At 63.9% G+C, this 12263-nt stretch carries 11 protein-coding genes; 9 read left to right on the forward strand and 2 right to left on the reverse strand.

Annotated features, from left to right (window positions below; translation table 11 throughout):
* Positions 1-35: 35 nt before the first annotated feature.
* Complete coding sequence (gene putA, locus AC1DKY_RS09560) at positions 36-3191, reverse strand: bifunctional proline dehydrogenase/L-glutamate gamma-semialdehyde dehydrogenase PutA (protein ID WP_441602907.1); 3156 nt, start codon at positions 3189-3191, stop codon at positions 36-38.
* 509 nt (positions 3192-3700) lie between these two features.
* Here putA and AC1DKY_RS09565 point away from each other — a divergent pair.
* From AC1DKY_RS09565 to AC1DKY_RS09585, 5 genes are all read left to right on the forward strand, one after another.
* The gene (locus AC1DKY_RS09565; RefSeq protein ID WP_441602908.1) at positions 3701-4141 is read left to right on the forward strand and encodes a DUF2244 domain-containing protein; all 441 of its coding nucleotides are present in this window, start codon (positions 3701-3703) and stop codon (positions 4139-4141) included.
* 19 nt (positions 4142-4160) lie between these two features.
* Positions 4161-5135, forward strand: a complete 975-nt coding sequence (coxB, locus tag AC1DKY_RS09570; RefSeq protein WP_441602909.1) for a cytochrome c oxidase subunit II — start codon at positions 4161-4163, stop codon at positions 5133-5135.
* A gap of 41 nt (positions 5136-5176) precedes the next feature.
* The gene (gene ctaD, locus AC1DKY_RS09575; RefSeq protein WP_441602910.1) at positions 5177-6793 is read left to right on the forward strand and encodes a cytochrome c oxidase subunit I; all 1617 of its coding nucleotides are present in this window, start codon (positions 5177-5179) and stop codon (positions 6791-6793) included.
* Positions 6794-6843: 50 nt separating this feature from the next.
* Positions 6844-6975 carry a hypothetical protein gene (locus AC1DKY_RS09580; protein ID WP_275586833.1) on the forward strand — a complete coding sequence of 44 codons (132 nt, stop codon included), beginning with the start codon at positions 6844-6846 and terminating at the stop codon, positions 6973-6975.
* A 105-nt stretch (positions 6976-7080) separates the two neighbouring features.
* Entirely contained in the window at positions 7081-7968 is an 888-nt protein-coding gene (locus tag AC1DKY_RS09585) for a cytochrome c oxidase subunit 3 (protein ID WP_441602911.1), read from the forward strand.
* Positions 7969-8356: 388 nt separating this feature from the next.
* Here the strand turns inward: AC1DKY_RS09585 and AC1DKY_RS09590 are convergent, their stop codons facing one another.
* Positions 8357-8572 (reverse strand): twin transmembrane helix small protein, encoded by a 216-nt coding sequence (locus AC1DKY_RS09590; RefSeq protein WP_046971617.1) that lies wholly within the window; start codon positions 8570-8572, stop codon positions 8357-8359.
* 59 nt (positions 8573-8631) lie between these two features.
* Between AC1DKY_RS09590 and AC1DKY_RS09595 the strand changes: the two genes are divergently transcribed.
* From AC1DKY_RS09595 to cyoE, 4 genes are read left to right on the forward strand one after another with little or no spacing between them, the layout of a single operon-like run.
* Complete coding sequence (locus AC1DKY_RS09595) at positions 8632-9369, forward strand: SURF1 family protein (protein WP_441602912.1); 738 nt, start codon at positions 8632-8634, stop codon at positions 9367-9369.
* Complete coding sequence (locus tag AC1DKY_RS09600) at positions 9366-9935, forward strand: hypothetical protein (RefSeq protein ID WP_441602913.1); 570 nt, start codon at positions 9366-9368, stop codon at positions 9933-9935. Before AC1DKY_RS09595 ends, AC1DKY_RS09600 begins: the two co-directional genes overlap by 4 nt.
* Positions 9935-11101, forward strand: coding sequence for a COX15/CtaA family protein (locus AC1DKY_RS09605; RefSeq protein ID WP_441602914.1), 1167 nt, complete (start codon positions 9935-9937; stop codon positions 11099-11101). Before AC1DKY_RS09600 ends, AC1DKY_RS09605 begins: the two co-directional genes overlap by 1 nt.
* Positions 11098-12012, forward strand: coding sequence for a heme o synthase (cyoE, locus tag AC1DKY_RS09610; protein ID WP_441602915.1), 915 nt, complete (start codon positions 11098-11100; stop codon positions 12010-12012). Before AC1DKY_RS09605 ends, cyoE begins: the two co-directional genes overlap by 4 nt.
* The last annotated feature ends 251 nt before the right edge of the window (positions 12013-12263 follow it).

Raw genomic sequence — 12263 nt, forward strand, 5'->3', positions numbered from 1 at the left:
GTGGGCCGGCGCAGTTGCGCCGGCCCGTAGTGCGCTTACTCGCCGATGGTGAGCAGCGAGGCGTTGCCGCCAGCGGCGGTGGTGTTGATGGTGAGCGTGCGCTCGCCGGCAAAACGCAGCAGGTAGTGCGGGCCGCCGGCCTTCGGGCCGGTGCCCGACAGGCCTTCGCCGCCGAACGGCTGCACGCCGACCACCGCGCCGATCTGGTTGCGGTTGACGTAGCAGTTGCCCACGCGCGCACGGCTCTGGATGAACTCCACCGTGTCGTCGATGCGGCTGTGGATGCCCAGCGTGAGGCCGTAACCGGTGGCGTTGATCTGGTCCACCACGTTCGGCAGCTCGTCGGCCTTCCAGCGGATCACGTGCAGCACCGGACCGAAGATCTCGCGGGTCAGCGTGGCCAGGCCCGGGATTTCATAAGCACGCGGCGCGAAGAACGTACCGTTGCCGGTGGTGGCCGGATCGAGTGTGACCTCGCCGATCTTCTTCGCTTCCTTGTCCATGCGCGCGGCGTGGTCGACCAGGATCTTCTTCGCATCCTCGTCGATCACCGGGCCCACGTCGGTCGACAGCTGGCCCGGATCGCCCACCTTCAGCTCGGCCATCGCGCCGGCAAGCATGGCGTTGACCTTGTCGGCGATGTCTTCCTGCACGAACAGCACGCGCGCGGCGGAGCAGCGCTGGCCGGCGGACTGGAACGCCGAGGAGATCACGTCCTTGACGATCTGTTCCGGCAACGCGGAAGAGTCGGCGATCATCGCGTTCTGGCCGCCGGTTTCGGCGATCAGCGCGGCAATCGGCGCATTGCGTGCAGCAAGGGCGCGGTTGATTGCCCACGCGGTTTCCGTCGAGCCAGTGAACGCCACGCCAGACACGCGCGGATCGCGCGTCAACGCGGCACCAACCGTGGCGCCATCGCCCGGCAGATACTGCAGCACGTCGGCCGGAACGCCAGCGTCATGCAGCAGCTTCACGGCGACGTAGCCGATCAGGCTGGTCTGCTCGGCGGGCTTGGCGATCACGCTGTTGCCGGCGGCGAGTGCGGCGCTCACCTGGCCAAGGAAAATCGCCAGCGGGAAGTTCCACGGGCTGATGCAGACGAACACGCCGCGGCCATTCAAGAACAGCTGGTTGCTCTCGCCGGTGGGACCGGGCAACTGTTCCGGATGGCCAAACAGGCGGCGCGCCATGGTCGCGTAGTAACGCAGGAAGTCGGCCGCCTCGCGGATTTCGGCAATGGCGTCGGGCAGGCTCTTGCCCGCTTCGCGCACGCACAGTGCGATGAATTCGCCGCGACGCGCTTCGAGCTGCTCGGCGGCGTGCTCGAGAATCGCCGCGCGGCTGGCAGCCGGCAGACGATCCCACGCGTGATGCGCGCTCACCGCATTGGCCAGCGCCTTGTCGACCGTCGCGCTATCGGCGGTGACATAGCTGCCCACCACCTGGCGACGATCGGCCGGGTTGGTCACCTGCACGGTGGCGCCGGTGCTCTTGGCGCCCGGCACCAGCGGCTCGGCGTTCCACGGACCGCTCTTGCTCTGGATCGCCTCGGCGAGGGCCTTCAGTTCGTTGTCGTTGGAGAAGTTGACGCCCATGGAATTCTTCCGCAGTTCACCGTAGAGATTCACCGGCAGGGGGATGCGCGGGTGAGGGATGGAGGCAAAGGAGCGCACGGTCTCGCAGGGATCGGCGACCAGTTCGCGCACCGGCAGCGTTTCGTCGACCACGCGGTTGACGAAGCTGGTGTTGGCGCCGTTTTCGAGCAGGCGGCGCACCAGGTAGGGCAGCAAGTCTTCATGCGTGCCCACCGGCGCGTACACGCGGCACGGCACGTTGAGATTCTGCTTGCCGATCACTTCGGCATAGAGGTCCGTGCCCATGCCGTGCAGGCGCTGGTATTCGTACGGACGGTTCTGCGCCAGGTGATGCACCGCGGCGATGGTGTGCGCGTTGTGCGTGGCGAACTGCGGGTAGATCAGCGCCACGCCGGCGTCGAACAGCTTGCGTGCGCACGCCAGGTACGACACGTCGGTGTTCGGCTTGCGCGTATACACCGGATAACCGGCAAGACCGTTTTCCTGCGCGCGCTTCACTTCCGCGTCCCAGTACGCGCCCTTGACCAGGCGCACATACCAGCGACGGCCACTGGCGCGTGCCGTTTCGATCAGCCAGTCGATCACGAACGGGGTGCGCTTGGCATAGGCCTGCACGACGATGCCGAGGCCGTTCCAGCCTTCCAGCGACGGATGTGCGAACACGTCGCCGAGAATATCCAGCGACAGTTCCAGACGATCGGCTTCTTCCGCATCGACGGACAGCGCGATGCCGTTCTTCATCGCCAGCTGCGACAGTTCCAGCAGCTTGGCGGTGAGGTCGCGGCGGGCGATATCGCGCTTGGCCACTTCGTAGCGCGGATGCAGCGCGGAGAGCTTCACCGAGATCGACGGCGCATCCGTGTGGTTGGCGAACGGACCGCGCGAACCGATCGCGGCGATGGCGTTGCGGTAGTCCTGCTGATAACGCTCGGCGGTTTCGCTGGTGAGCGCCGATTCGCCCAGCATGTCGTAGGAATAGCGATAGACCGCATATTCCTTCTGCGCGCAACGATCCAGCGCCTCGCCGATGGTGCGGCCCATCACGAACTGGTGGCCCATGATGCGCATGGCCTGGCGCACGGCGAGGCGGATCGCCGGTTCACCCGCGCGACCCACCAGGCGACGCAGCGCGCCGGTGAAATCGTGGCGCGTCTCTTCCGACAGCGTGACCAGCTTGCCGGTAAGCATCAGGCCCCAGGTCGACACGTTGACGAACAACGACTCGCTCTGGCCCAGGTGCTTCTTCCAGTTCGCATCGCCCAGCTTGTCGCGGATCAGCTTGTCGGCGGTGGTCTTGTCGGGAATGCGCAGCAGCGCCTCGGCCACGCACATCAGCAGCACGCCTTCTTCCGACGACAAGTCGTACTGGCGCATGAAGGATTCGACGGCGCTCTGGTCCTTGGCGCGTACGCGCACCCGGGTGACCAGTTCGGCGGCCAGGTCGATCACCTTTTCGCGCTCGACCGGCGGCAGGGTGGCCTGGGCCAGCAGGTCGTTGACCGCTTCGGTCTCGTCGCGCAGCCAGTTGGCGGTGATGCGCGCGCGTGCCGGCTCGACAGCGGTCGGCAATTCGGGGCTGAGAATAGGTTGTGTCACAGGGTTTTAGCCGAAACGTGATGGGGCGGGGAATCGCGGGATTGTACGCGTGGGGGCATACGCACGCGACCGTACGTGGTGCTGCGGTGCGGTAGGCGGGCGCCGACACCTTATATATGGGCGGGATTGGCGGTTGGGTAGTAGGCGGGGGCGAGGAGTGAGGGCGTGAAGACCAGCCACCCGGACCTGACGTACGGTCGTGCGACCCATGGGATCTCACGCGAGGCGTGTGGCAAACCGTCGCACCCGGTGCGCGGCGTCAGGTCGCCAGCGTGGGCGCCGTCGTCGCGCCGTCTCTATCCCCATGACAATCCACGCAAACGCGCTGAGATCAAGCTGACACAATGATCAGTGCGCACATCCTTGCGCATTCATCCCTGCTTCAAATCAAGCACATGCGTCATTCTTGCTCCCCGACGCGGTCGCGGCCTATCATGCTTGGGTTCCAGGCACGCCGGGTTCTCATGATCGTGCTTCGACCAGCAGCAGCCGGCTTGCCGTGCGCAACGATGTGGCTCAAGCCCAATCGTGCACTGAGCCGTCGCGACCTGCGTCGATTGATCGGAGTTCTGGCGGCGCTGGCGCTGACGACGGCCGTGTTGGGAGCATGGCAGGGGAATGTCTTCGCTCCTTTGTTTGCACTGGTCGAGTCCTCCGCGGTGGCTTTCGCCCTTGGCGTAGCCTGGCGGGCCGGCGACCGCAGCGAACGCATCACCCTCGACGAGTCGTCGCTGGAGGTGCAATCCCTGCCAGGTCGTCGCAGTGCGCGCTTTCCCACGTATTGGGTGCGCGTGAAACTGCGGTCCGGTCAGGGGAGGGCGCGTCTGCTGCTGACGTCGCACGGACGCGAGCTGGAAATCGGTAGCTTTCTCGGGGAAGAGGAGCGTGCCGAGCTGTCAAGGAAACTCATGGTGTTGCTGGCGGAGCTCAACCAACAGCAGCGCAGGTAGGTTCAACAAAGGTGCAAACATGACATCTGGCGGCATCAAGCCTGGCAGCATCAAGCGAGCAGTAGCGGCAAGCGCGCTCTTCGCTCTCACCATGTTCGGCGGCGTGGCCCTGGCCAATCCGCAGCCAGGGCAGTTGAACATGACCCGCGGCGCGTCGACCTGGTCGCCCGAGGCTTACTTCCTTAACAACGTTGCCCTCGGCGTTTGCGTCGTGATCGGCATCCTTGTGTTCGGCGCGATGTTCATCGCGATGTTCCGCTTCCGCAAATCGCGCGGCGCGGTCGCCGAAAAGTGGTCGCACAACACGACGCTCGAGATCGTGTGGACCACCATCCCCGTGATCATTCTCATCGTGCTGGCCTATCTCGCCACGGGCGGCCTGCGCACCTTCGCCGACACCACCGGTTCGGAGATGACCGTCAAGGTCACCGGTTACCAGTGGAAGTGGCGTTACGACTATGTCGAATACAAGGGCAAGGCGATCGACAAGGTCGGCTTCATGTCCAAGCTCGATCGCGAGAGCGACGAGACGCGCCAGCTGCATTCGGGCCTGGACCCGAACGCGGTGAAGGTCGACGGTTACAACACCTACCTGATCAATGTGGACAAGCCGCTGGTGGTGCCGGTGGGCACCAAGATCCGCTTCGTGATCACCGCCGGCGACGTGATCCACTCCTGGTGGGTGCCGGCGCTGGGCTGGAAGATGGACGCCATCCCGGGCATCGTCAACGCCGCCTGGACCAACATCATCGAGCCGGGTGTGTATCGCGGCCAGTGCGCCGAGCTGTGCGGCCAGGATCACGGCTTCATGCCGATCGTGGTGCAGGCCTTGCCGAAGGCCGAATTCGAAAAATGGCTGGCCGATCAGCAGGCCGAGGCGAACAAGCCGCAGCAGCCGGCGCAGCCTGCCGCTCCGGCGGCAGCTTCCACCGCTGCCGCGCCCGCCACGGCGCAGGCAACCGACGCACCTGCTTCCCAGGGCCACCAGGGCTAATCGCCCATCACAGCATTCGTATTTAGGTAGAGGTGCAAGGCATGGCCCACGCAGCTACACACGATCACCACGACGACCATCACGGCGCGCCGAAGAATTTCTTCGTGCGCTGGTGCATGTCCACCAACCACAAGGACATCGGCACGCTGTACCTGGTGTTCTCGTTGCTGATGTTCTTCATCGGCGGCAGCTTCGCGATGGTGATCCGCGCGGAATTGTTCAAGCCCGGCCTGCAGCTGGTGCAGCCGTACTTCTTCAACGAAATGACCACCATGCATGCGCTGGTCATGATCTTCGGCGCGGTGATGCCGGCCTTCGTGGGCCTGGGCAACTGGATGATCCCGCTGATGATCGGTGCGCCGGATATGGCGTTGCCGCGCATGAACAACCTGTCGTTCTGGATCTTGCCGTTCGCCTTCTCGCTGCTGCTGTCCACGCTGTTCCTGCCCGGCGGTGGCCCGGCCGGCGGCTGGACCATGTACCCGCCGCTGTCGCTGCAGGGTGACTCGGTCGCCTACCTGGTGTTCGCCGTGCACTTGATGGGTATCAGCTCCATCATGGGCGCGATCAACATCATCGCGACCATCCTCAACATGCGCGCGCCGGGCATGGATCTGCTGAAGATGCCGGTGTTCGTGTGGAGCTGGCTCATCACCGCCTTCCTGCTGATCGCCGTGATGCCGGTGCTCGCCGGTGCGGTGACCATGCTGCTCACCGACAAGTACTTCGGCACCAGCTTCTTCAATGCGGCTGGTGGCGGCGACCCGGTGCTGTTCCAGCACATCTTCTGGTTCTTCGGCCACCCCGAGGTCTACATCATGATCTTGCCGGCCTTTGGCCTGGTCTCCGAGATCATCCCGACCTTCGCGCGCAAGCCGATCTTTGGCTACAAGGCGATGGTGTTCGCCATTGCCTCCATCGCGTTCCTGTCGTTCATCGTGTGGGCGCACCACATGTTCGCAGTGGGTCTGCCGCTGGGCGGCGAAATCTTCTTCATGTACGCCACCATGCTGATCGCGGTGCCGACCGGCGTGAAGGTGTTCAACTGGGTCAGCACCATGTGGGGCGGCTCGATGACCTTCGAAACGCCGATGCTGTTTGCCATCGCGTTCGTCATCCTGTTCACCATCGGCGGCTTCTCCGGCTTGATGCTCGCGCTCGCGCCGGCTGACTTCCAGTATCACGACACCTACTTCGTGGTGGCCCACTTCCACTACGTGCTGGTGACCGGTGCCATCTTCGCGATCATCGCGGGCGCCTACTACTGGCTGCCGAAGTGGACCGGCCACATGTATTCGGAAACGTGGGGCAAGATCCACTTCTGGAACAGCGTGATCTGGGTGAACGTGTTGTTCTTCCCGCAGCACTTCCTGGGCCTGGCCGGCATGCCGCGCCGCATCCCCGATTACAACGTTGCGTTTGCCAACTTCAACATGATCAGCTCGATCGGCGGCTTCCTGTTCGGCGCCTCGCAGTTGATCTTCCTCGGCGTGATCGTGCACGCGGTGTGGTTCTCCAAGAAGAAGGCACCCGATCGCGTGTGGGAAGGCGCCAAGGGCCTGGAGTGGACGCTGCCGTCGCCGGCGCCGTATCACACGTTCGATGTGCCGCCGGTCATCCATGATGACGAACTGGCACACGGTCACGTCGAAGATTGATCCAAGCATTGCCGCTCCGGTGTCGCGCCGGAGCGGAAGGAAGCGAAGCGATGAACCAGCCGTCCATGACAACGATCGAGCAAGCCCGCAAGAAAGGTGTGCGACTCACCGTCACGGTGGTTGGCACCATCGCCTTTGCGATCTTCGTGCTCTCGTTGTTGCAGGGGCTGAAGTACTCCTGACGCAACCGCCGTATTCCTCCGCGGTGCCGAGCGGCATCACGGGTTGCAGCCCGGGCGACCATTGCGCGGGCGGAAGTAGACAGAGCATTCCATAGGGATCTCAGCATGGCCCAGCAAGAAGGCGTTTATTTCGTTCCATCCAAGAGCCAGTGGCCGATCGTGGCTGCGGTGGTCATGTTCGTCACCGTGCTCGGTGCCGCGCATTGGCTGAACGCTCCCCCGGGTGAAGCGGGCTTTGGCAAGACGATGCTCACCATCGGCTTCATCGGCATCCTGCTGATGTTCTTCGGATGGTTCCGCTCGGTGATCCGCGAATCGCTGGCGGGCAGCTACAACAACCAGGTGGACCGCTCGTTCCGCATGGGCATGATGTGGTTCATCTTCTCCGAGGTGATGTTCTTCGGCGCCTTCTTCGGTGCGCTGTTCTACGCCCGCATGTTCGCGGTGCCGTGGCTCGGCGGCGAAGGCCATGGCGTGCTGACCCACCAGTTCCTGTGGAGCGACTACGCCGCTTCGTGGGGCGCCGGTGGCGGCGGTGGTCCGGAGCGCATCGGCGGCAATTTCGAGACGGTGCTGCCCTGGGGCCTGCCGCTGCTCAACACGCTGATCCTGCTGTCCTCGAGCGTCACGGTGACCATTGCTCACCATGCGCTGAAGGCCGGCCAGCGCGCCAAGATCCTGTGGTTCCTCGGCTTCACCGTGCTGCTGGGCTCCACCTTCCTGTGGTTCCAGGCGCACGAGTACATCGAAGCCTATAAGGAGCTCAACCTCACGCTGCAGAGCGGCGTCTACGGTTCGACCTTCTTCATGCTCACCGGCTTCCACGGCATGCACGTGACGCTGGGCACCATCATGCTGGCCATCATCTGGCTGCGCGTGGCCAAGGGTCACTTCACCAAGGAACACCACTTCGCGTTCGAAGCGGTGGCCTGGTATTGGCACTTTGTGGACGTGGTGTGGCTGGGCCTGTTCATGTTCGTCTACATCCTCTGAGACGCTGGCGCGTCGCAGCGGCCAAAAAGCCCGCCGAAAGGCGGGCTTTTTGTTGGGGGGATCACACCCTCTACGCCCCTTTGTAGGAGCGCACTTGTGCGCGACCGCAGAGCCCCGTCGTCTCCGCTCCGTAGGGTGGTCGCGCACAAGTGCGCTCCTACAAGGGGATCGCAACGCCTCGCCGCCTCCGCTCCGCCGGGTGGTCGCGCACAAGTGCGCTCCTACAAGGGGATCGCAACGCCCCGCCGCCTCCGCTCCGTGGGGTGGTCGCGCACAAGTGCGCTCCTACAAGGGGACCGCTGCCCCCCAAACCAAAGGCCCGCCAATGGCGGGCCTTCGATGGAACCAGATGTCGCAGCGGAGCGCTGCCGACCGCGGGAAGCTACAATTACTGGCCCACGCCGTGCGGGTGGAGCCAGCCCATCCAGATGCCGAACACGACCATCAGGATGAGCAGCACCGACAACCCGATGCGACGCGTCAGCGCCCACACCGTGCGCTTGCTGCCTTCCTTGTCGGTCATCATGAAGTACAGGGCCTGACCAAGATTGAACAACACCACCAGCAGCAGAATCACCAGCGCATATTTGTAGATGGTTTCCACGTGATTGGTCCGAACGTTTTTGACATCCGCAGTATAGCGGTCGTGCACGGCGCCACCGCGTGAAGTGGCTGCGCCGTCCATCCTGGTTCGCACTGCTGCTCACAGCGGTGAGTGCCTTGCTGTTCATACGTTTGGGCGTGTGGCAGCTGCATCGCGCGGACGAGAAAGAGCAGATTCTGCGACGGTATGCCACAGCGGAAACCGCGGCTCCGCGCGACTTTGCCGCAGTGGCCTCAAATCCCCCCATCGATGCGTTTGCCCGCGTCAACGTGCAGGGCAGCTACCTCGCCGATCGCATCTATCTGCTCGACAATCCCAAGCATGACCAGCGCGGCGGTGTGGAAGTCTATGCGCCTTTCCGTCCGCGCAACGGCGATCGTCTGTTGCTGGTCGATCTGGGATTTCTTCCGGGCAACGGCACGCATCAGGCGCCGCAATTACCACCGTTGCCCGCCGGCCCGCTGGAGCTGCACGGCCTGTATGTGCCCGCGCCCGGCGTTGGTTTTGAAATGGGCGGCAATGCCCTCGCCCTGCAGAAGAGCTGGCCAAAGACCACGGTTTATCTCGAGCTTCCCCAGGTGGCGGCCGATCTTGGCGCTACGCTGTATCCGCAGGTGCTCGCGCTCGACGCGGAGCCTGCATCCATCTACGTGCGCGAACACACCATCGATTTCTCCTCGATGCCGCCCGCGCGCCACCGTGCCTATGCATTCCAGTGGTTCACCTTCGCCGTGGCGGTGGTGGTGATCCTGCTGGTGCTGCATCGTCGTCGTCCTTCCCGACCGGACCAGTCATGAATACACCCGATCCCGCCGCACTGCGCGCAAGCCGACGAAAACTGCTGTTGATCATGCTGGTGTTTGCCGCGCCGATCGTGGCGGCCATGCTGCTCACCTTCGCGGGCTGGCAGCCCTCGGGCAAGGCCAATGGCCTTGCCGTGATGCCGCAGCGCAATTTCGCCACCGAGCAGGTGCCGGTGTCGCTCACCAATGGCGACACCTGGGCGTGGCGCGCGAAGGAACCGCAGCTCACCCTGGTCGCCCTGGCCGGTCCAGGATGCGCCGAGAAATGCATGGACGTACTGACCAAGATGGCCGCGGCGCGCCTCACGCTCAACCAGAATGCACCGCGCCTGCGCCTGCTCTACGTCGGCAAGCCGCCGGCAGATGCTGCTGCCACGGGGATGACGAACTACTGGAAGCTCGGTCAGGATTCGATGGGCGCGCTGGCTCCCTTCGCACCGACCACGCCGGACAGCGTCAATGCACTGTTGGTGGAATCGGACGGCACCGCGTTGTCGTTCTATCCCGCAGGCTTTGATCCCACCGGCTTGCGCAAGGATCTGCAGAAGGTGATCCGCTGATGACGTCCCGTTCGATCAGGGTGCTGCGCGGGCTGGCCTTGCTCGCTGCCGTGTTCGCCTTTGGCGTGGTGATGTTCGGCGCGTTCGTGCGTCTGTCCAATGCCGGGCTGTCTTGCCCGGACTGGCCGACTTGCTACGGCCGCGCGGCATGGCCGGAACAGCAGCACGAGATCGCGCAGGCGAATCAGGCTTTCCCTGATCGTCCCTACGAAACGCACAAGGCGTGGCGCGAGCAGGTGCATCGCTTTCTTGCCGGTACGCTGGGGACGCTGGTGTTTGCGCTGGCCTTGATCGCCAGCTGGCGTCGCCCATGGGCGCGCTATGCGGTGATTGTCGGCGCGCTATGCGCGGCGATCGGCGTTGGCATGTATATCAAGGGCGAGCATCACTGGTCCTTGCTGGTATCGCTGTTCGCGATCGGGCTGCCCTTGATCGCGGCGATCGGGCTTGATCGTCCGGGCGCGTGGCGCATCAGCGTGCTCGCGCTTTCCGTGGTGGTGTTCCAGGCCATGCTCGGCATGTGGACGGTGACGCTGCTGTTGAAGCCCATCGTGGTGATGGGCCATCTGATGGGCGGCATCACCACCTTCGCCTTGCTGGCCTATGCGGCACTGCGTTTCGCTGGCGTGGGTGCCAACGACGACCGTCACGCGGCGCTGCGCAAGACCGTGATCGTCGGCATTGTCCTGCTGCTCGCGCAGATCGCGCTGGGCGGCTGGACCTCGTCCAACTATGCCGCGCTCGCCTGTGGCACGGATTTCCCCAAATGCCTCGGGCAGTGGATGCCGCCCACCGATTTCCAGCAGGGTTTTGTGCTGTGGCGCGGCATCGGCGTGAACTATGAAGGCGGTGTGCTCGACATGGCGGCGCGCAGCGCCATCCAGATTGCGCATCGCATCGGCGCACTGGTGGTATTTTGCTACCTCGCCTGGCTCTCGCACCGGGTGTCGCGTCGCGGCCTGCGTTCGCTGGGCGTGGCGATCGCGGTGGTGTTGCTGACCCAGGTACTGCTGGGCATCAGCAACGTGCGCTTCGGGCTGCCGCTGCCGGTGGCGACGCTGCACAATGGCGTGGCGGCGCTGCTCCTGTTTACCTTGCTGGCCACGCTGGCGCGCACGCAAAAGCGTCGCGAGGACGCGATGTTTGTTTCCCACGGATACCGATGACGATGAGCAGCCGTTTCCATGAGTACCTGGAACTGACCAAGCCGCGCGTAGTCGCGCTGCTGGTGTTCTGCGCCGTGATCGGCATGTTCCTCGCCGTGCCCGGCATTCCGCCGTGGCGTGCGCTGGTGTTCGGCACGCTGGGCATCTGGATGGCCTCGGGTTCCGCTGCAGCCTTCAATCACCTGATCGATCAGCGCATCGACAAAGTGATGGCGCGCACCGCCCATCGCCCTCTGGCCACCGGTCAGCTGAAGCCCAAGCAGGTGCTGACCTTTGCGCTCGCGCTAGGTGCAGTGTCGATGTTGATCCTGGTGTTCCTGGTCAATCCGCTGACCGCGCTGCTCACCTTCGGCGGTTTGATCGGCTACGCGGTGATCTATACGGCCTACCTCAAGCGCGCCACGCCGCAGAACATCGTGATCGGTGGCCTGGCCGGTGCGATTCCGCCGGTGCTGGGTTGGACGGCCGTCACGGGTGCGCTGCATCCGTTTGCGCTGCAGCTGTGCCTGATCATCTTCGTGTGGACGCCGCCGCATTTCTGGGCGCTGGCGATCTTCCGCCGCGACGATTACTCCCGCGCGCAGGTACCGATGCTGCCAGTCACGCATGGCGTGGTGTTCACGCGTTGGCACGTGCTGTTCTACACGATCCTGCTGGTGCTGGTGACGCTGTTGCCGGCGCTCACGGGTTATAGCGGGATGGTTTATCTGGGCGGTGCGGTGGTGTTGGGCTTGGGCTTTCTTTATTACGCGATCCGTTTGCTCAATCCGCCGGATGAGTTTTTCGCGATGAAGGTGTTCAACTATTCCATCGTGTATCTGATGGCGTTGTTTGCGTTTTTGTTGGTGGATCATTGGGTGATGGAGCCGCTGGTGCAGCACCAGGGTGTGGTGTTTGAGCGTTCGCTCTAAGTAGGTTTCGTTCGATCGGCATTCCGGCGCAGGCCGCCCCTTTGGTCGTCATCCCGGCGTAGGCCGGGATCCAGGAGCGATATCGCCTGGTTTTCACGTCGAGGCCAGGGTGCCGCCTACGCGGCGGGCGTTTCGAACGGCTGCCGCCGCTCGAGTCACTTTTCTTTTGCTGGCCCAAAAGATCCCTCGGGACTAGCTTCGCGTCGAAAGTAACCCAAAGAAAATGGCCTGATAACGCCCGCAGCATCGTG

Source organism: Dyella sp. 01N448 (genome assembly GCF_056399225.1).

Bases quoted from the DNA above. Each gene is read 5' to 3' on its own strand.
- AC1DKY_RS09565 (WP_441602908.1), top strand. From the start codon at position 3,701: ATGTGGCTCAAGCCCAATCGTGCACTGAGCCGTCGCGACCTGCGTCGA.
- coxB (WP_441602909.1), top strand. From the start codon at position 4,161: ATGACATCTGGCGGCATCAAGCCTGGCAGCATCAAGCGAGCAGTAGCG.
- ctaD (WP_441602910.1), top strand. From the start codon at position 5,177: ATGGCCCACGCAGCTACACACGATCACCACGACGACCATCACGGCGCG.
- AC1DKY_RS09580 (WP_275586833.1), top strand. From the start codon at position 6,844: ATGAACCAGCCGTCCATGACAACGATCGAGCAAGCCCGCAAGAAAGGT.
- AC1DKY_RS09585 (WP_441602911.1), top strand. From the start codon at position 7,081: ATGGCCCAGCAAGAAGGCGTTTATTTCGTTCCATCCAAGAGCCAGTGG.
- AC1DKY_RS09600 (WP_441602913.1), top strand. From the start codon at position 9,366: ATGAATACACCCGATCCCGCCGCACTGCGCGCAAGCCGACGAAAACTG.
- AC1DKY_RS09605 (WP_441602914.1), top strand. From the start codon at position 9,935: ATGACGTCCCGTTCGATCAGGGTGCTGCGCGGGCTGGCCTTGCTCGCT.
- cyoE (WP_441602915.1), top strand. From the start codon at position 11,098: ATGACGATGAGCAGCCGTTTCCATGAGTACCTGGAACTGACCAAGCCG.